At 57.2% G+C, this 17,997-nt stretch carries 18 protein-coding genes; 11 read left to right on the top strand and 7 right to left on the bottom strand.

Going from position 1 to position 17,997, the window contains the following annotated elements; translation table 11 throughout:
• The first annotated feature begins 4 nt into the window (after window positions 1-4).
• From K7H09_RS03835 to lpxL, 4 genes are all read left to right on the top strand, one after another.
• Complete coding sequence (locus K7H09_RS03835; RefSeq protein ID WP_230803668.1) at window positions 5-1,072, top strand: peptidoglycan DD-metalloendopeptidase family protein; 1,068 nt, start codon at window positions 5-7, stop codon at window positions 1,070-1,072.
• Between the two features lie 165 nt (window positions 1,073-1,237).
• Window positions 1,238-2,212: an RNA polymerase sigma factor RpoS gene (gene rpoS / locus K7H09_RS03830; protein WP_022522360.1), complete on the top strand. Its 975-nt coding sequence runs from the start codon at window positions 1,238-1,240 to the stop codon at window positions 2,210-2,212.
• A gap of 134 nt (window positions 2,213-2,346) precedes the next feature.
• Window positions 2,347-3,447 (top strand): alanine racemase, encoded by a 1,101-nt coding sequence (gene alr, locus K7H09_RS03825; RefSeq protein WP_161463106.1) that lies wholly within the window; start codon window positions 2,347-2,349, stop codon window positions 3,445-3,447.
• Between the two features lie 12 nt (window positions 3,448-3,459).
• Window positions 3,460-4,374 carry an LpxL/LpxP family Kdo(2)-lipid IV(A) lauroyl/palmitoleoyl acyltransferase gene (lpxL, locus tag K7H09_RS03820; protein WP_009287327.1) on the top strand — a complete coding sequence of 305 codons (915 nt, stop codon included), beginning with the start codon at window positions 3,460-3,462 and terminating at the stop codon, window positions 4,372-4,374.
• Between the two features lie 308 nt (window positions 4,375-4,682).
• Here the strand turns inward: lpxL and speD are convergent, their stop codons facing one another.
• The 5 genes from speD to K7H09_RS03795 form a co-directional block, all read right to left on the bottom strand.
• Window positions 4,683-5,477 (bottom strand): adenosylmethionine decarboxylase, encoded by a 795-nt coding sequence (gene speD / locus K7H09_RS03815; RefSeq protein ID WP_022522363.1) that lies wholly within the window; start codon window positions 5,475-5,477, stop codon window positions 4,683-4,685.
• Window positions 5,474-5,902 (bottom strand): OsmC family protein, encoded by a 429-nt coding sequence (locus K7H09_RS03810; RefSeq protein ID WP_022522364.1) that lies wholly within the window; start codon window positions 5,900-5,902, stop codon window positions 5,474-5,476. Before K7H09_RS03810 ends, speD begins: the two co-directional genes overlap by 4 nt.
• Window positions 5,903-5,973: 71 nt before the next feature.
• Window positions 5,974-6,396 (bottom strand): gamma-glutamylcyclotransferase family protein, encoded by a 423-nt coding sequence (locus K7H09_RS03805; RefSeq protein ID WP_027958028.1) that lies wholly within the window; start codon window positions 6,394-6,396, stop codon window positions 5,974-5,976.
• Between the two features lie 3 nt (window positions 6,397-6,399).
• Window positions 6,400-7,068, bottom strand: coding sequence for an N-acetylmuramate alpha-1-phosphate uridylyltransferase MurU (gene murU, locus K7H09_RS03800; protein ID WP_141440747.1), 669 nt, complete (start codon window positions 7,066-7,068; stop codon window positions 6,400-6,402).
• Complete coding sequence (locus K7H09_RS03795; RefSeq protein WP_022522367.1) at window positions 7,065-8,075, bottom strand: aminoglycoside phosphotransferase family protein; 1,011 nt, start codon at window positions 8,073-8,075, stop codon at window positions 7,065-7,067. The genes murU and K7H09_RS03795 overlap by 4 nt, the downstream gene beginning before the upstream one ends.
• A gap of 70 nt (window positions 8,076-8,145) precedes the next feature.
• Here K7H09_RS03795 and K7H09_RS03790 point away from each other — a divergent pair, with 70 nt between their 5' ends.
• The 5 genes from K7H09_RS03790 to apaG all read left to right on the top strand — a co-directional run bounded on the left by K7H09_RS03790 (window position 8,146) and on the right by apaG (window position 14,178).
• The gene (locus tag K7H09_RS03790) at window positions 8,146-10,596 is read left to right on the top strand and encodes an LPS-assembly protein LptD (RefSeq protein WP_027958026.1); all 2,451 of its coding nucleotides are present in this window, start codon (window positions 8,146-8,148) and stop codon (window positions 10,594-10,596) included.
• A 39-nt stretch (window positions 10,597-10,635) separates the two neighbouring features.
• Complete coding sequence (locus tag K7H09_RS03785) at window positions 10,636-11,661, top strand: peptidylprolyl isomerase (protein WP_027958025.1); 1,026 nt, start codon at window positions 10,636-10,638, stop codon at window positions 11,659-11,661.
• A gap of 11 nt (window positions 11,662-11,672) precedes the next feature.
• Window positions 11,673-12,740, top strand: a complete 1,068-nt coding sequence (gene pdxA / locus K7H09_RS03780) for a 4-hydroxythreonine-4-phosphate dehydrogenase PdxA (protein WP_230803667.1) — start codon at window positions 11,673-11,675, stop codon at window positions 12,738-12,740.
• A 236-nt stretch (window positions 12,741-12,976) separates the two neighbouring features.
• The gene (rsmA, locus tag K7H09_RS03775) at window positions 12,977-13,804 is read left to right on the top strand and encodes a 16S rRNA (adenine(1518)-N(6)/adenine(1519)-N(6))-dimethyltransferase RsmA (RefSeq protein WP_027958023.1); all 828 of its coding nucleotides are present in this window, start codon (window positions 12,977-12,979) and stop codon (window positions 13,802-13,804) included.
• Complete coding sequence (apaG, locus tag K7H09_RS03770; protein WP_230803666.1) at window positions 13,801-14,178, top strand: Co2+/Mg2+ efflux protein ApaG; 378 nt, start codon at window positions 13,801-13,803, stop codon at window positions 14,176-14,178. The genes rsmA and apaG overlap by 4 nt, the downstream gene beginning before the upstream one ends.
• On the opposite strand, the gene K7H09_RS03765 is transcribed toward apaG, so the two are convergent.
• Both K7H09_RS03765 and K7H09_RS03760 read right to left on the bottom strand, forming a co-directional pair.
• A complete protein-coding gene (locus tag K7H09_RS03765; protein ID WP_027958022.1) occupies window positions 14,175-15,623 on the bottom strand; it encodes an FAD-dependent oxidoreductase in 1,449 nt (482 codons plus the stop codon). The genes apaG and K7H09_RS03765 overlap by 4 nt on opposite strands.
• On the bottom strand, window positions 15,623-15,802 hold the full coding sequence (locus K7H09_RS03760; RefSeq protein WP_081742558.1) for a hypothetical protein: 180 nt from the start codon (window positions 15,800-15,802) through the stop codon (window positions 15,623-15,625). The genes K7H09_RS03765 and K7H09_RS03760 overlap by 1 nt, the downstream gene beginning before the upstream one ends.
• Window positions 15,803-16,021: 219 nt before the next feature.
• On the opposite strand from K7H09_RS03760, the gene K7H09_RS03755 reads away from it, so the two are divergent.
• Together K7H09_RS03755 and K7H09_RS03750 are read left to right on the top strand one after the other, a co-directional pair.
• Entirely contained in the window at window positions 16,022-16,843 is an 822-nt protein-coding gene (locus tag K7H09_RS03755) for a symmetrical bis(5'-nucleosyl)-tetraphosphatase (protein ID WP_022522375.1), read from the top strand.
• Window positions 16,840-17,997 (top strand): polynucleotide adenylyltransferase, encoded by a 1,158-nt coding sequence (locus K7H09_RS03750; RefSeq protein WP_230803664.1) that lies wholly within the window; start codon window positions 16,840-16,842, stop codon window positions 17,995-17,997. Before K7H09_RS03755 ends, K7H09_RS03750 begins: the two co-directional genes overlap by 4 nt.

Genomic DNA, 17,997 nt, shown 5'->3' with positions numbered 1-17,997 from the left:
TTGAATGCGTAAAGGTCATATACCTAAAGTACTCATGATGTCGGCGCTGGCATTAGCCATTGCTGGCTGTGCCAGCCAGCAAGGCGGAAGCCCCCAGGTGCGCGATTTAAGCCAAGCACGCCAGGCGGTGGAAAACTCGCCCCAGTACACGGTGAAAGCGGGTGATACTTTGTATGGCATTGCTTGGCAGCACAATTTGGATTATCGCCAGCTCGCGGCAATCAATAACATTGATCCGCCCTACCAAATTCGGCCAGGGCAAACGATTGCCCTGCGTGAAGGCGCTGGGTTGGCATCAACGGCCAGTAACCAGCCCACGACGAATACCTCAAGTGGCGCAGTGGCGACCGGGCTGAGCCCACAGACGGCCTCAGTGGCCAGCGACGACCAGGAGTTGGATTGGCTACTGCCCGATGAATCCGCGATTCAACGCAACCAGCGCCTTACCGCTGAACGCAATGCAGCAGAGCAAGAGGCTGATGAATCGTCCTCAACACCTCAGCCTGAAGTCGTCGCGGCGGCTGAGCCTGAGCCCGCCGAGCAACCTGAACCACAGCCATCATCAGAACCCGAACAAGCTGAGCCACAGCAAGCACCGGCACCGCAGCCCGAATCTGAGCCCGAACCACAGCCTGAAGCAGCGTCTGCCACACAAAGTGCCAGCGTAGACCGTTCATCGCGTACCTATACGCCCGCCGAAAACATCGACTGGCAGTGGCCTGCCGATGGTAATGTGGTCGGGGCATTTGGTCAGGGTGATAGCATCACCGCCGGGATTGATATCGCTGGTGAAAAGGGGCAACCTGTTAAAGCAGCAGGCCCCGGCATTGTGGTTTATGCGGGCAGTGGCGTCAGGGGGTACGGCAACCTCATCCTTCTCAAGCACAACGATCAGTTCCTGAGCGCGTATGCTCATAACGACAGCTTACGGGTCAGTGAAAATGACGTAGTAGAGGCTGGTGAGGTGATTGCCACAATGGGGGATAGCGATGCTGAAAACGTCAGATTACACTTTGAAGTTCGCCGTGATGGGCAGCCGCAAGATCCCATGGACTTCCTGCCTTCTCGCTAATGCACTCACCGGGATAGTGAGCAGTCAGCGCATAACTTGGACGTTGCCCGAATCGCAGCATTCGAGCGTCATATAACAATCGTCACATAACAATATGGTGTGCGTCTTAGAACGCACCCTTTGACTTTCTAAATGGCGGGTAGGCGACAAACGAGGGGTAAGGCCATGAGTATGTTGGAGAAAGATCTACAGGAGGTTGACCTGGACGCTGCTGAGGAGGCACTTGATGATACCGATGACGATGTCACGATAGAAGAAGATGCCTTTGAGAAAGCGCTAGGGCGTGAGGATCGTCAATCGACCCAAAGCTTGGATGCGACGCAAATCTACCTCAACGAAATCGGCTTTTCGCCACTGTTAACGCCAGAAGAGGAAGTTTACTACGGCCGCTTAGCGCGTAAAGGCGACCCTTTGGGTCGCTCACGAATGATTGAATCCAACCTGCGGCTGGTAGTGAAAATTGCCCGCCGCTACCTAAACCGTGGCTTGACGTTGCTGGATTTGATCGAAGAGGGCAATTTAGGTTTGATTCGCGCGGTAGAGAAGTTTGACCCCGAACGGGGCTTTCGTTTCTCGACCTACGCCACCTGGTGGATTCGTCAAACCATTGAGCGGGCGCTGATGAACCAGACGCGGACGATCCGCTTGCCCATTCACGTGGTCAAAGAGCTCAATATTTACCTGCGTGCGGCGCGTGAATTGACTCAAAAGTTTGACCATGAAGCCACCGCCGAAGAGATCGCTGATCACCTTGATAAACCGGTCGATGTGGTCAAAAAGATGCTCGGTCTTAATGAGCGCGTATCATCTGTCGATTACCCCATGGGTGGTGAAAGTGATAAACCGCTGATCGATACATTGGCTGACGATGAAGTGCAGGGGCCTGAGGCGCGGCTAGTGGATGGCGACGTTAAAGAGCATGTGGATCTTTGGTTGGATGAGCTGAGCGAGAAACAGCGCGAAGTGGTGGTGCGCCGTTTTGGTTTGCGCGGTCACGAATCGGCCACCTTGGAAGAGGTGGGCGCCGAAATCGGTTTAACCCGCGAGCGAGTTCGCCAGATTCAGGTCGAAGCACTCAAGAAACTACGCCGTGCATTGGAAAAACAGGGCCTTTCTTTAGAGGCGCTGTTTGAAACCTGAGTGAAGCTTAGGCGAACGTAAATCGCGTTATCTCTCTAAGCCGGGCGAGCGCCAGTGAGCGCTTACTCGGCTTTTTATTGCTGGCATTTTTATTAACAAACTTTTATTGCTAAATCAGGTAAGTGAGAAAGCACATGCGCCCCCTTGTGGCCGATATTGATCTGGACGCGCTGCGTCACAACTATCAATTGGCGTGCCGCTGCGCGCCGCAAAGCCGCTCAGTGGCAGTTATCAAAGCCGATGGGTATGGGCATGGCGCGCTGGCCTGCGCTCAGGCGCTGGAAGGCCAGGCTCCCGCGTTTGCCGTTGCCTGTATCGAAGAGGCGCTTACCCTGCGCCAGGGCGGCATTACCCAACCCATCATCCTGTTGGAAGGTATCTTCAGCGCCGACGAGCTGGCGCTGGTGGATTCCCACGGCTTCTGGATTGCGGTACACAGCCAATGGCAGGTTGATGCTTTGTTAGCCGCTTCACCTAAAAAGCCAATTCCTGTCTGGTTGAAAGTTGACTCCGGCATGCACCGCCTGGGCTTTGCCATCGACGAGGCCGCCGCTATCTGGCGTCAGCTAAGTGCCGCGCCAAGCGTGGCCTCGCTCCACCTTATGAGTCATTTTGCCAGCGCCGATTCCCGCGATAACCGCTATTTCAACCAACAAATGACCCGGCTGCAAGGTCTTGCTAGCGAGCTAGAAGCGCCGCTGTGCCTGGCCAACTCACCGGCTACCCTGGCGTGGCCGGTGGCCCATGGTGACTGGAACCGGCCAGGTGTGATGCTCTACGGCAGCGACCCCTTGGAAGTTGCCAACGAAATCACTCAGCAACTGCAGCCGGTGATGACCCTACGCTCGGAAATAATTGCCCTGAGGGAGCTGGAAGAGGGCGAGCCCGTTGGCTATAGCGGGCGCTGGCGCGCACCGCGGCGTTCACGCATTGCCGTGGTCGCCTGCGGCTACGGTGATGGCTATGACCGTCATGCCCGCGATGGCACGCCGGTACTGGTCAACGGCCAGCGCTGTGCGATTGCCGGAAAAGTCTCCATGGATATGTTGACCGTTGATGTGACGGACGTACCCGACGCCGCGATTGGCAGCGACGTTGTATTGTGGGGCAGGGCCAGCAACGGCGAGGTGCTGTCGGTGGATGAAGTGGCCCGCTACTGCGATACCATCAGCTATACGCTGCTAACAGGGGTACTGCCTCGGGCGCCGCGGCGTTATCATGGGCGTTCTGCTTAAACGGTTGTTTGCATGTCGAAATCACGTTACCCGCGCTCATTCGCCCACCCGCGTTACTGGCCCACATGGCTGGCTATTGGTGCCATGTATATCGCTGCCTGGTTGCCTTGGCGATTAAAAATGGCCATTGGCAAAGGGCTTGGACTGCTCGCCTGGCGCTTTGCCAAACGGCGGCGCCATATTACCGAAACCAATATAGCGCTCTGTTTTCCCGAAAAGAGTCCCCAGCAACAGTATCAGCTCGTTAAAGATACCTTTATTGCCAATGGCATTGGTCTGATTGAAACCGCAACCGGCTGGTGTCGCGATGGCGAAAGCCTACGCCACCGGGTCGCTTACATCGGCGAAGAGCATATGGCCCGCGCCGAGGCCCGGGGTAAAGGCGTGATCATTGTGGGGGTTCACTTCTCTTCCCTCGATTTAGGGGGTGCCCTGCACGCGCTGTTTTTCTCTGCCGATGCGGTCTATCGACCGCATAATAACCCGCTGTTTGAGCGTTTTATGACCCGCGCCCGCGGGCGCAATTTTGGTGTTGCCCTCGACCGTTATGACTTGCGTGGCGCGGTGCGTCAGCTCAAGGATGGACGTATGGTGTGGTACTCACCGGATCAGGATTTTGGCCGCGATGTGAGCGTATTTGCGCCGCTATTTGGTCAGCAGGCCGCGACTATTCGCTTAACGGCCAAGCTTGCGCGTATGACCGGCGCGTCAGTGGTGCCGATGATGTTTCACCGCAACCCGGATAACGCCACCTATACCATTGAAAGCCTGCCTGCCCTGGAAGGTTTTCCCAGCGGCGATGAAGTTGCCGATGCCACACGGATCAACCAGTTTATTGAACTGGCCATTCGCAAGCATCCCGAGCAGTACCTCTGGCTACACCGACGTTTTAAGACTCGCCCTGAAGGCGAGCCAAGCGTTTATTAAACGGCGATAGCCCTTCCTGTCATCGCGAGCGAAGCGCGGCGGTCTCGACTTGAGTGCCCACCGTAGGTAGAGATTGCTTCGTCGCAGGCTCCTCGCAATGACAGATAAGCCAGGCTCCTAATGCCCTTCCTGTCATCGCGAGCGAAGCGCGGCGATCTCGACTTGAGTGCCACCGCGGGTAGAGATTGCTTCGTCGCAGGCTCCTCGCAATGACAGGATAAGCCAGTATATTTAGTTGATATGAAAAAAAAGCCAGCGTTCGCTGGCTTTTTGGTGTTTCGGTGCTGCGTTGAGACCCGTTTGGGGGCTTAATCCAGATTGCGGGAGTAGAAAATTTCCAGCATCTCTTTACGCAAACGGCCCTCGATATCCCGGGCTTCTTCAAAGGTAATATCGCGACGCGACGTGCCGAACAGGTAGTTATCCAGTTCGAAGTCTTTGAGCAGCATCTTGGTGTGGAACATGTTCTCCTGATACACGTTGACGTCCATCATCTGATACGCATTCTTGGTGTCTTCAGCGAGGTAGTCTTGAATGGAAGTAATACCGTGATCGATAAACAGTTTTTTGCCATCCACATCGCGAGTAAAGCCACGCACCCGGTAATCCATGGTGACGATATCGGAGTCGAAGCTGTGGATCAGGTAGTTCAGCGCTTTTAATGGGCTGATATGACCACAGGTGGAGACATCAATATCCAGGCGGAAGGTGCTAATACCGTTGTCGGGGTGCGACTCGGGGTAGCTGTGCACCGTCACGTGGCTTTTATCCAGGTGGCCAACCACCGTCTCCGGTAGCGGGCCGGGACCTGGCTCAATTTGCTCAGGCGCCGCCTCATCAAGCTCATGTTCGGCAATCAAAATCGTCACGCTCGCGCCGTGGGGCTCGTAGTCCTGGCGGGCGATATTGAGCACATGGGCGCCGATGATATTGGTGACGTCTTTAAGAATCTGCGTCAAACGTTCGGCGTTATACAGCTCATCGATATAGTCGATGTAAGCCGCCGTCTGCTCTTCGGTTTTGGCATAACAGATATCGTAAATGTTGAAGCTCAGCGAGCTAGTCAGGTTGTTAAACCCGTGGAGTCGGAGATTGTCTGTCACGTCCGAGCCTCCTCCATAATCTCAAAGGAATGGGTGATCTCAACGCCGCCGTTAACGAGCATGATTGAGGCACTGCAGTATTTTTCAGCGGAGAGCTCAACTGCGCGGGCCACCTGCTTCTCTTTCAGCGCGCGACCGGTCACCACGAAATGGACGTGGATCTTGGTAAAAACGGCGGGCACTTCATCGGCGCGTTCGGCGTCTAGCTCAGCAACGCAGTCGGTCACATTGGCACGCGCTTTATCAAGAATATTCAAGATATCAAAAGCGGTGCAGCTGCCCATGCCCATTAGCAGCATTTCCATTGGGCGAGGCCCTGTGTTGCGACCACCGTGGTCGGGCGGGCCGTCGATCACAACGCTGTGCCCGCTACCGGATTCCGCCACGAATTGGCGGCCTTCTGTCCATTTTACCCGTGCTTTCACGTTGCTCTCCTCATCTAGGCGACGAAAGGTAAGTCGCGCAGCATAACATTTCTTGGCCTGCGCGCCTCTTCTCAGCGCCGCTGTTGAACATTGCTAATGTTCGGCATGCGCCAGCCACTCTCATAAATAGCTGTTTTACCTGTCACACTCGGATTGTAAAGATACACCCAGGCGAGACCAAAACAGGTGGTTATCTGCTGGCGGTCATACTCACCCTCTGACGGCGCATCGATGCGGTAATCCTCTAACCAGTCTAGCTGGGCCAGATGGTCAATACTGATCTGATAGACTTCAATCGTCACCCCTTTTGACCGCTGCCATTTGGCACCGGGGTAGGGGCCAATATCGTAAAGCGTGAGCGCTTTAGTAACGTCGCTCCCGAGCAGAGTGGCTCCGTTTAGCCAGTGGGCATTGTTGAAACCTTGCTTGAGCGTGCCGTAGACCGCTACCCGTGGAGTGTTGGCGATTGCCTCACGTAAGTGGTGCGGATGCATAGGCTAACCCCTTTCGCTCTGTAGCTGGCGTTCCAGCGCCGCCAGTCGTTCAGGGGTTCCAACGTCGACCCAATGCCCCTTATAGTGCTCGCCGCTTACCTGGTTGTTATCGATAGCAGTTCTCAGCAGTGGCGCCAAGGCAAAAGCGCCCTGGGGGTGCCCGGCGAGCAGCCCTGGGTGAATCACGCTGATACCTGAGTAGGTCAAACGCTCAGTGCTGGTTTGATTCACGCGCCCTCCTGCTAGTCCAAAATCCCCACTGGCGTGATGAGAAGGGTTTTCCACCAGCATCAGGTGAGCCAGATCATTGCCTTGCAGCGCGTGCTGGGTGGGGAGCGCTGCGCACCAAACATCGCCGTTAATCAACAGAAACGGCGCCTCGCCAAGCATCGGCAGCGCTTGCTGAATACCGCCTCCGGTTTCCAACGGTTCGGTTTCGCGACTCCAGTGAATGTGCAGTCCATAGGCGTCACCATCGCCGAGCGCTGCGATAATCTGCTCTGCACGGTAGCTGACATTGATGACGACCTCATGAATACCTGCCTGGCGAAGACGAGCCAGGTGGTGCACGATTAGCGGCTTGCCCGCCACGGGCAGCAGCGGCTTGGGGCAGTGGTCGGTGAGCGGACGCATTCGCTTGCCTAGGCCTGCGGCTAAAATCATCGCTTTCATGACGGTATTTCCGCTAGTCGTTTCATAATGGCAGGTCTTAAGGTGAGTTGGAGCCACTCAGCGAACTCAGCCTGCTCGGTCAGAAACGAAAAGCTATCTTCCAGATGATCCAGAAAGTGGGGTAAGCGCTCGAGATAGCCACTTTTTTGATCGCGCAGGGTTAAGCGGCAGAAAATCCCCAGCACTTTTAGTGAGCGCTGGGCAGCCATCGCGTGGCACTGGAGCAGAAAAGTGGCAAAATCGACACTGCTGGGCAGTCGACCATCATGGCGGGCCTGGTGATAAAAAGCCTCGACAAAGCCAGCGAACTGCTCATTGCTAAAGCGGCAGTATCGCCCCCGTAACAGCGAGATCACATCGTAGCTGAGCGGGCCAGCCACGGCGTCCTGAAAGTCGATCATAAACAGACGCTGATCGTGCAGCATCAGGTTCATGGCATCAAAATCACGGTGCACAGTCACTACCGGCTGCGCTAAGGCATGCTGGATAAGCTGCTCACGAACAACGTGCCAGCTCTCTGGCGATGGCAGCGTTAACCAAGCGCTGAGACACCACTCGGGAAACAGGTCGAGTTCGCGGCCCAACAACGCCGTATCATACACGGGCAGCGAGTCAGGGCCTGCGCGATTTTGCAGCTCGGCGATCAGCGTGAGAGCCTGCTGATGGTAAGCCTGTATGCTAGCGTCGTCGCTAAACAAACACTGTAGGGGGGTGTTACCCAAATCTTCAAGCAGCAGAAAGCCGTCCGCCAGGTTGGTGGCGTGCACCTTGGGTACCGGCAGTCCGGCGCTTCGCCAGCGCTTGGCAATGGTTACAAACGGCTGGGAGTCCTCTTGCTCAGGCGGGGCATCCATGACCACCTGGGTGGTGCCGTCGGGTAGTGTTAGGCGAAAATAGCGCCGAAAACTCGCATCGCCCACGGCGGATGAAAGCGAAATATCGGTCTCAGAGAGACCGTTTTGTTGGGCGGCCCACATGGTGAGGGCGTTAATCCGATATGAGGACATGCAAGCTCCTTGCTGGTCGGGCATCATGCGGGCTGTATAATACCGATTCTGGATGCCAAGGATAACGAACATGGGCAAGCGATTTTCGCGCACGTTGCCGGTTGCGCATACGCTGATGGGCAGTTTGCTTGCTGGCGCCTCGTTTACAGCGGTGGCTCAGGGTCAAACCATGTCCGCTGAAGCGTTGGATTGGCAACCCTGGGGGGAAGAGGAAGCGGCTAACCAACTGTGCCGGGGCCGCTATGTAATGCCCAGCTACCGCTTGCCAGCGGAAGATAACCCGGAAACCGTCTCGTTGGAGGCCCGGGAAGTCGATTACGCTGCCGATGGCGAAGCATTGCTACGCGGCGATGTGGTACTGCGCCGCGGCAATGAAGAAGTGGAAGCGGAGCGTATCTTTTTACCCGCTGACCGTCAGCAGGTCGACGCAGAAGGTAATATCGCCATCCGCGATGGGCGAGCTTTGGTGCGTGGCGAACAGGCGATGCTCCGGCTAAACGAAGATCGGGCCACCCTGGGTGACAGCCACTATGTGCTCTACGAGCAGCATCTGCGCGGTCAGGCTAGTCAGCTAGAGCAGACTGGGGAGGGCGAGTACCGCCTGCAAGACGCAAGCTTCACCACCTGTGATCCAGGCGCCAATAGCTGGCAACTGGTCAGCAGCGATATTCGTTTGAACCAAGCCGAAGGCTTTGGCACAGCGCGTCATGCGCGCCTGGAAGTGAAAGATGTGCCGGTATTTTACTGGCCATGGCTGCGCTTTCCCATCGACGATCGCCGCCATACAGGCTTGCTGTCTCCGTCGATTGGCTTTTCAACGGACGGTTTTGACTACGCCCAGCCGTTTTATTGGAATATTGCCGCAAACCACGATGCGACGATCACGCCGCGCTGGATGAGTGACCGCGGGCTGTTGATGAACGGTGAATACCGCTACCTGTTTGAGGAGAGCTCGGGCATCGTTGAAGGCGGCTATTTAAACAGTGATAACGGTGGCTCTGGCGGCGGAGAAAATCGCTTTGAGGGTGATGATCGCTGGTATGTGGATGCCCGCCATGCGGGGCGGGTAAATGAGCGCAGTAATTATCGGCTGCGCTACGGGGCCGCCAGTGACGGGCGCTATTTCGATGACTTCGGCGGTGAGTTTGGCGAGAGCGAGCGCGCCAGTATGGAGCGTTTGGCCCAGGTCGATTACCGCGGCCAGCGCTGGCAGTTGGATGCCCGCGCCCAGGGTTTCCAGCGCTTGGAAGACCCGCTTAGCGATAGCGATAAACCTTTTTATCAACTGCCGAGCCTGAGCGCGAATGCCAACTGGCAGTTCGACAACGGGCTATATACCCAGTGGCGATCAAACGCGACCTATTTTTGGCGCGACGTGGATGAGCGCCGCGTGCCGGAGCGCGAAGCGGCCACCGGTAGCCGCTTGCACCTAATGCCTGCGGTTGGCTGGCGTTTCGAGCGCCCTTGGGGCTACCTGGAGCCGCGTACCGAGCTATGGAACACTGCTTACGAGCTGGATTACGGCGAGCGCGATACACAGCGTAGCGACTCACCCAGCCGCAGTGTTGTGCTGACCTCCATCGACAGTGGGCTCGTCTTTGAACGTGAGCTTGCACTGGGTGGGCGGGACTACCGCCAAACCCTAGAGCCGCGTTTGAACTACGCCTATGTGCCGCGCACCGATCAGAGCGAACTGCCCGACTTTGACAGCCGCGAACGCGCTTTCTCCTGGGATCAGCTTTGGTCAGCGCAGCGCTTTTCCGGTACTGACCGCGTTGGCGATCTCAACCGGCTCTCTTACGGCGTGCAGTCACGCTTATTGGAAGATGCCTCCGGTCGTGACCGGCTCTCGTTTGGGGTAGGTCAGAGCGTTTACTTTGATGACCGCCGTATCGATAGCGAGGGCGATGCCGATACGCTGCCGGATCGGCCGGAAGACAACCCAAGCGTCAATCCGGAAAGCCGCTATCAGGCCACCCGAGATCGTTCGCCGCTGGTTACCCGCCTTGACTGGCAGATTAATGATCGCTGGAGCAGCGGAGCAGAATGGCTCTACGATGACCACCGGGAACGCACCGAACGATCAAGTGTTGATGTTAGTTACCGGCATCCCGAAGGGCACGTAGTGAACCTTGGCTACCGTTGGGAGATCGAAGGGTTCGATCCAGGCGTATTGCCGGGCGATAACGGCTTTCGCGACTATAACCGCGAAGAGTGGGATCTCTCATTTGCCTGGAAAGCCAGCACCAACATTGATTTGATTGGCCGCTACCTGCACGATCAAACCAATGAACGCTCACTGGAGCAATTGGCAGGTGTGCAGTGGAACAACTGCTGTTACGGTCTGCAGTTGGTGTGGCGCGAATGGGTAGATGACAATGACACCGCACCCATTAATGATGACTTTAATGATCGCGGGCTATTTTTACGCTTCGTATTCCGTGGCTTAGGCGGCGTTGGCCAGGATGCGGATAGCTATTTTGAACAGACCATTCCTGGCTATCGTCCGACTGCCCTGTAAATGACTTCCATCGAATGGCTAATGAAAGAGACGTTTGTTATGAAAATGAGAAAGCCCCTGCTAGGCCGTATGAAACAGCTATCGGCTGGTAGCCTGCTCGCTTTGTGTGTAGGCGCAGGCCTTGCATTGGCCCCGCTAGCCCTTCAGGCGCAGAACTTCCAGTCCACCCAGCGCCAAGTGCTGGACAGCGTCGTGGCCGTGGTCAATAACGATGTGATTATGCGCAGCGAGTTAGATGATCGCATGACGCAAATCGAGCAGCAGGCGCAGGCCCAGGGTGGTAATCTCCCTCCGCGCTCCCAATTGGAGCGTCAGGTGCTTGAGCGCATGGTAATGGAAGAGATTCAACTGCAGATGGCGAAAGATGCCAACTTGAGCGTCGATGATACCGAGCTCAATGGGCAAGTGCGCTCGATTGCCGAATCCAATGGCATGACGCTTGACCAGTTTGCCGATGCCGTGGAAGCTGATGGTATGACGCTGGCCAGCGTGCGCGAAGATATTCGCCGCGAAATGCTGATGCGTCAGGTGCAGCAGCGCCAAATTAGCAACCGCGTATCGGTCAGCGATCGCGACGTTGAGCGCTTTCTAAACCAGCAGCCCGGCCAGTCCGGCGAGCAGAACTTTATTGAAGAGACCCGTGCCCGCCACGTGCTGATTGCACTGACCCCTAATCGCGATGAAAACCAGGCCCGCGCGCGAGCAGAAGAGGTACGTCAGCGCCTTTCACAAGGCGAGGATTTTGCTTCGGTGGCGCGTGAGATGAGCGACGACAGTGGCACTGCCCTCAACGGCGGCGAGCTGGGCTGGGTTCGCCCAGGGCAAACCGTACCCGCCTTTGAAGAGGCGATGCGCGACCTGGATGTTAACCAGATATCTCAGCCGGTTCGCTCTCAGTTTGGCTACCACGTGATTGAGGTGGAAGAGCGCCGTCGTCAAAACGTTACCCAAGAGAGCCAGCGTGAGCAGGTGCGCCAGGCGATCTTCCAGCGTCGCGCGAACGAAGAGTTAGAGACATGGCAACAAGAGATTCGCTCCCAGGCCTTTGTTGATATTCGACTCTAATGGTAGTGGGAATGGTAGCGGGCACTTTATCTTCCGATAGCGAGCTACCGGTAGTAGTGACCACCGGCGAGCCAGCGGGCATTGGCCCCGAGCTAATGCTGATGCTAGCGGCCCAGGGCATCCTCCCCGCGGGTACAGTAGCGATTGGCGACCCGGATATGCTGCGCCAGCGTGCAGCAGCGCTGGGATTAAGTGTCACGGTGATTGAATGTTCGCCTGGCGAGTACCCAAGTAGCCCCCATGGTTTGCCGGTCTGGCCGGTTGCGCTGAACCAACCGGCCACGCCGGGCGTTCTCAATCCGGCCAACGCTGATTATGTGCTGGCTACCTTGGCGCTGGCGGTGGATGCCTGCCAAAAAGGTCAGGCGGCCGCTATGGTTACGGCGCCACTTCATAAAGGCGTCATCATCGAAGGTGGTCACCCAGCCTTTACCGGCCACACTGAGTGGTTGCGCGATGCCTGCGGCGTCGATGAGGTGGTAATGATGCTCGCCACCGATACGGCGCTGCATGCTGCGTCACCAAGCTGGCAGGGTGGCGGCGATCTGCGTGTGGCGCTGGTGACCACCCATTTGCCGCTGCGCAATGTTGCCGACGCCATCACCTTTGAGCGGGTAACCCGTATTAGCCGACTGCTTGCGGCTGATTTACAGCGCCAGTTTGGGATTGCCCAGCCACGTATTGCGGTATGTGGCTTGAATCCCCACGCCGGTGAAGATGGTCACCTGGGGCGCGAGGAGCTGGATGTTATTATTCCCGCCCTTGATGCACTGCGCGCTGAGGGAATGGATATACTTGGCCCCTTGCCCGCCGACACACTGTTTACCCCCAGGCATTTGGCTGGTGTCGATGCGGTGCTGGCGATGTACCACGACCAGGGTTTAGCGGTGTTAAAATACGCAGGCTTTGGTCAGGCCGCTAACATTACTCTGGGCTTGCCATTGGTACGCACTTCGGTCGACCATGGCACCGCGCTGGATCTGGCAGGCAAAGGCGTGGCAGATCCCGGCAGCCTAAACGTCGCTATCGCCCTTGCGCGCCGTTTAGCCGCAAGGCGGCTGTCTGCGGCTGAAATTTAATCCGGTGCCAGGGTAGGTTGCAGCGAGGGTCTTTTTCCAGGGCCGGAAAATGTTCCTGACAATTCCGGCATTTCCGCCATCCATGGCGGTCAGATGGGAAAAGTAGCGCCCAAGGACGGGTTCACAGCGCCCTCGCGGAAACCTACTCTGGTACTGATGCAAGCAGACGACCAGTTGCAACAGTGCTGGCTACTACATACTCCCGATTGAATCCGCACCCCAAGGAACACCGTTTGATGTCTACTGTGCCCCAACACCGCGCTCGTAAACGCTTTGGTCAGAATTTTTTACGCGACCTTGGCATTATCTCGCGGATCGTTCGCGCCGTTGGCCCGCGCTCGACGGATCGCCTCGTCGAAATTGGCCCAGGCCAGGGGGCGCTGACCGAGCCGTTGCTGGAAGCCGCGGGGCACTTGGAGGTGATCGAACTCGACCGCGATCTGATTCCCGGTTTGCGGGTACAGTTTTTCAACTATCCCGATTTTGTGATTCATGAAGGCGACGCACTGAAGTTCGATTTTGCTGCGCTGAAAGGCGATGGGCCCGCGCTACGCGTGGTAGGCAACCTACCCTACAACATCTCCACACCACTGATAATACATCTGCTGGCTGCAGGAAGTGCCATACAAGATATGCACTTTATGCTGCAAAAAGAGGTGGTTGAACGCTTAGCCGCAGAACCCGGCGGTGCTGATTGGGGGCGTCTGTCGGTTATGGCTCAGTACTACTGCCAGGTCGAACAGCTGTTTATCGTGCCGCCGGAAGCCTTTGTGCCACGACCCAAAGTCGACTCCGCCATTGTGCGCTTAACCCCCCATGAAACGCTGCCCCATACGGCGGATGACCCCGCGATGCTGTTTGAGCTGGTGAAGCTCGCCTTTGGTCAGCGGCGCAAAACGCTGCGCAATAACTTCAAAGGGCGGGTGAGTGCCGACACCCTGGAAGATCTGGGCATTGACCCCATCCGCCGTCCGCAAACGTTGACCGTGGCGGAGTACGTGGCGATTGCCAACCGTGTCGCCGCCGATGAGCAGGCAAGCGGTGAGCGGGGCAGCCAAACGTGAGTGGCCTAGCAATCAAAGTGAGCGTCGTCCCTAGCTATCGCGCTGATGAGTCTAACGATGGAGAGTCGCGCTATGTGTTTAGCTACACCGTGACTGTCCACAATCAGAGCCCCCATAGCGTTCAGCTGATGGCGCGCTACTGGAAAATCACCCAGGGCAGCGGCGACTGCCAGGAAGTCCGCGGCAAAGGCGTCGTCGGCCAACAGCCGCTAATTGGCCCCGGCCAGAGTTTTCGTTACACCAGTCGCGCCATTCTGCAAACCCCGGTGGGGGTGATGGAGGGTGCCTATACGCTGTTGGATACCTCTACTCAGCGTGTTTTTGAGGTAGCCATTATTCCTTTTAGGTTAGCCGTACCGCTTCAGCTCCATTAGACAGTTTGGGTTAGCCTGCTCTCCAGGTGATCGCAAAGCCGCAGGGCCAGCTGTACTAGCGTTAACGTCGGGTTGGCGTGCCCGGCGCTGGCAAAAACGCTGGAACCCGCCACATAGAAGTTATCCTGGGCAAACAGTCGGCAGTCGGGGTTAACAATGCCTTCCTCGGCATTAAGACTCATACGCGTGCCGCCCATATGGTGACGGCCAGCCAACTCGCCCTCGGTAGGCAGTTGTACCGGCGTATCGGCCAGCCAGTCAGCCATTTGCAGCCTTCCCACCTCGTGGTCGCGCAGATACTCCCCTAATAGCAGCATGCTCTCGCGGATCGTATGGCGATCCAGCTCGGACTGCTGCCACACCAATCGGCTGCGGGGTACGTCCAGATCATCCAGCTCTTCGCTTAACTCTATGCGATTGTCAAAGCGCGGCTCTTGCTCCCAGGCGGCTCTGAGTACCGCGCCGTGTATCACCCGTCCCTGGGCCTGCCAGACACGCAGTCGTCCCGCCAGCGTGGGGGCCTGATCCGCGAGCTCGTCAATCAGTTCCTGGGTGGCTTCAGCGTTCATGCGGTGCAAGCGCAGCCCACAATTCAGTATTTGGCGTGAGCTGATGGATTGAGCGGTGGGGGAGAGGAACACGTTGTAATCCTCGTCCAGCCCCAGTGCCGCTGGCTCAAAAATTAGCGCCTGACCCACCGTGGCGTGGGGGTGCTCCATCCAGTAATGCCCTAGGGTGTCGGCTTGAGGTATAAGCTGGCCATTTAACTGTTGGTTGCACCACAGCAGCAAGCGCGAGTTTTCGATGCCGCCACAGGCCAGCACAAAGTAGCGCGCCTGAACCTTTCGGTAATCGCCTTGGTAGTTTTTGAAGATAGCGCCGGTGACTTTGCCATTCTGGCTTTCCAGCGCCACCAAGTTGGCCGTTAGGCAGCACTCCAACGTGTTCGATTCGCTTAGCGTGGTGGCATATTTCTCCTTCAGACGCGTCGGGTGGCCCAGTGAGAAATAGATGCGCTTGAGCCCAGAATCCGTGATCGGCTGATCAGCAGGCGTAGGCGCCAAGTCGAGCACGCTGGCCGCGGCGCGGTAGTAGGGCGATAACGCATCCCGGCCAATAGGCCAGGCCGTCTCACTGGCAGCACTTTTGGCGGTAAAGTCATAGCGATCGAGTGGTCGGCAGATGCCACCCCAGTGGTTGGTCGACCCGCCCAAATAGCGCAGGCGAGCGCCATAAAGGGGAATATAAGGGTCGCCGACGACTTCGCCCCGGTAGCACTCCTGGGAGCGTTCGCTGTAGTCCGCATCGCCACCTTCGCAGAGCAGTACGCGGTGGCCCCGCTCCGCCAGGGTAACGGCCATGGAAATGCCCGCCGCACCCGCGCCGATAATGCAGACATCCACTGCATGGCTGTGTTCGCTAATGTCCTCAAAAGCGATATACATCAGCGGTCACTGCTGCGCAGGAGCCAACCATTAACCGTCACCGCAGCGGGCGGTGGGTCAAGCTTGGGAGTGGTGGCTCGTGCGGCTGGAAGAAGCGTTGTGCCGGGGAGTATAAGTGCGCCAAGACCTGCCAGCGTTGCCGCTCGCAATAGCCCGCGTCGAGAGTAATCCATTGTCATAAGCGTACCGTTTTCCTTAACAGTTGTTGCGAGGTGGCTACTCGATTGAGTGGTTAAGCTAGCGAGAAGCTCAAGAGCGCCAAAGCGTACTTTTTATAGTGATCCAGGTTTGTACTTTTCACCAGTGCTAATCATCAACATAAGCCACCAGCGACAGGCATAGGATGTCGGTGAAGTGGTAGTATTTAGCCTACTCATTTTATTAAAAAGGCCTCGTGCATGAGCACCTATGCGATCGGCGATCTGCACGGCTGTCACGCCGAATTTGTAGCCCTTCTTGAGAAGCTCAGCTTCAACCCCGCGCGGGATACGCTATGGCTGGTGGGCGATTTGATTAATCGTGGGCCTGGTTCATTGGAGTGTTTGCGAGAAGTGCGCGCACTGGGTAGCTCGGCACGCAGCGTATTGGGCAACCACGATTTTCATTTGCTGGTCGTAGCGCGCGGCGGCGGCAAGCTGAGAAAAAACGATACCCTGGGCGATATTCTGGGTGCACCTGATCGCGAAGTGTTGCTGGATTGGCTACAGAGCCAACCGCTTAGCGTGTTTGAAAACAGTACGCTAATGACCCACGCGGGGCTGCTTCCCCAATGGAGCGTAGCCCAGACCGAATCTTTAGGGCGCGAAGTGCAGATGGCGCTAGGCAGTGAGGCATCCGGTGAGTTTTTAACCCAGCTGTTTGGTAACCAGCCGGATAGCTGGCACGATGATTTAGACGGCATGGATCGGCTGCGCCTGACTGTCAATGTGCTGACTCGGATGCGCTTTATTGATGCCCAGGGCCGTTTGGACTTTGCGGCCAAAGAGGGATTGGACAGTGCCCCAGAGGGCTTTCTGCCCTGGTTTCAATACCCGCGTGACGATGACACCCGCCTACTCTTCGGCCACTGGGCGGCGCTGGAGGGGAATACCCCCCAGGCGCGGGTACCCGTTGAGGCGTTGGATACGGGCTGCGTGTGGGGCGGACGTCTAACCGCGCTCAATCTGGACAGCGGCGAGCGAACCAGTGTAGCTAGCCTTCAGCAGGAAAAACGACAGTGAAAGAAACAAACAGTGATCCCCGCTTAGCAGGCTTGAACGTGTATCGGGTGGGCGGCGCCGTGCGCGATGAGTTACTCGGCTGGCCGGTATATGACAATGACTGGGTCGTGGTGGGCGCTACGCCGGAGGCCATGCGCAAGCGCGGATTTAAGCCCGTGGGGCGCGACTTTCCGGTTTTTCTGCATCCCGAAACCGCTGAGGAATACGCCCTGGCCCGCACCGAACGCAAGTCTGGTCACGGCTATGGCGGGTTTGAAGTGCATGCCAGTCCCGATGTCAGCCTGGAAGAGGATCTGTTGCGGCGTGATTTAACCATTAATGCCATTGCCCAGAGTACTGAGGGCGAATTAACCGATCCGTTTAATGGTCAAGGCGATATCGAACGGCGCGTGTTGCGGCATATCTCTGCGGCGTTTAGCGAAGACCCGCTGCGAGTACTACGTACCGCACGTTTTCTGGCCCGCTATGCGTCACTGGGCTTCACCATTGCCCCTGAAACCCTGACGCTAATGCGTAAGGTGAGCCACAGCGGCGAACTTGAGCACCTGGCCGCCGAGCGGGTGTGGGTCGAAACGGAAAAAGCGCTGGGTGAACCAAGCCCAGAGGTCTATTTCACCACCCTTGAACGTTGCGACGCGCTCAACGTCTGGTGGCCAGAATTGGCGGGCGAAGCGTTAGTGAAGGGCTTGGCAGCGATGGCTGAGGTACCTGATAGCGATATGTTCCCATTGGCTCATTGGCGCCATGCGCAGTTGGTATCGCCGCTAAGCGCTGAGCAGCGCGATGCCTTGTCGGAACGACTCAAACTGCCCAATGCCGTTGCCCAATTGGCTCGCCATACCGCGCTTACCTATTCTTTAATAAACCATTCGCTAAAAAACCATGCGCTGCCTTCCGACGCATTAGAGGGCCCCAGCGTGCTACGTTGGCTGGAACGTTTGGATGGTTGGCGTAAGCCTGAGCAGGTCGAGGGACAGCTGGCGTTAGTCAAAGTGTTGGCGCCTGAGCAGGTTGGCCCGCTCGAAAACGCCTGGCAGGCTGCTCGGGAGGTAAGCCCCCAGGCACTGATAGCTGAGGGATATCAAGGCGCAGCGCTGGGCGAGGCCTTGCGAGCGCGCCGCGGGCAGGCCGTGGAGGCGGCGCTAACCAAGTAA

The organism is Halomonas sp. IOP_14, from assembly GCF_021021315.1.
Lineage (GTDB): Bacteria > Pseudomonadota > Gammaproteobacteria > Pseudomonadales > Halomonadaceae > Vreelandella > Vreelandella titanicae.
The sequence above is the reverse complement of the archived record's forward strand: the minus strand, read 5'-3'. Positions and strand labels throughout refer to the sequence as shown.

Coding starts and splice junctions, on each gene's coding strand:
- K7H09_RS03835 (WP_230803668.1), top strand. CDS start 5: ATGCGTAAAGGTCATATACCTAAAGTACTCATGATGTCGGCGCTGGCA.
- rpoS (WP_022522360.1), top strand. CDS start 1,238: ATGAGTATGTTGGAGAAAGATCTACAGGAGGTTGACCTGGACGCTGCT.
- alr (WP_161463106.1), top strand. CDS start 2,347: ATGCGCCCCCTTGTGGCCGATATTGATCTGGACGCGCTGCGTCACAAC.
- lpxL (WP_009287327.1), top strand. CDS start 3,460: ATGTCGAAATCACGTTACCCGCGCTCATTCGCCCACCCGCGTTACTGG.
- K7H09_RS03805 (WP_027958028.1), bottom strand. CDS start 6,396: ATGCATCCGCACCACTTACGTGAGGCAATCGCCAACACTCCACGGGTA.
- murU (WP_141440747.1), bottom strand. CDS start 7,068: ATGAAAGCGATGATTTTAGCCGCAGGCCTAGGCAAGCGAATGCGTCCG.
- K7H09_RS03795 (WP_022522367.1), bottom strand. CDS start 8,075: ATGTCCTCATATCGGATTAACGCCCTCACCATGTGGGCCGCCCAACAA.
- K7H09_RS03790 (WP_027958026.1), top strand. CDS start 8,146: ATGGGCAAGCGATTTTCGCGCACGTTGCCGGTTGCGCATACGCTGATG.
- K7H09_RS03785 (WP_027958025.1), top strand. CDS start 10,636: ATGAAAATGAGAAAGCCCCTGCTAGGCCGTATGAAACAGCTATCGGCT.
- pdxA (WP_230803667.1), top strand. CDS start 11,673: ATGGTAGCGGGCACTTTATCTTCCGATAGCGAGCTACCGGTAGTAGTG.
- rsmA (WP_027958023.1), top strand. CDS start 12,977: ATGTCTACTGTGCCCCAACACCGCGCTCGTAAACGCTTTGGTCAGAAT.
- K7H09_RS03765 (WP_027958022.1), bottom strand. CDS start 15,623: ATGTATATCGCTTTTGAGGACATTAGCGAACACAGCCATGCAGTGGAT.
- K7H09_RS03760 (WP_081742558.1), bottom strand. CDS start 15,802: ATGACAATGGATTACTCTCGACGCGGGCTATTGCGAGCGGCAACGCTG.
- K7H09_RS03755 (WP_022522375.1), top strand. CDS start 16,022: ATGAGCACCTATGCGATCGGCGATCTGCACGGCTGTCACGCCGAATTT.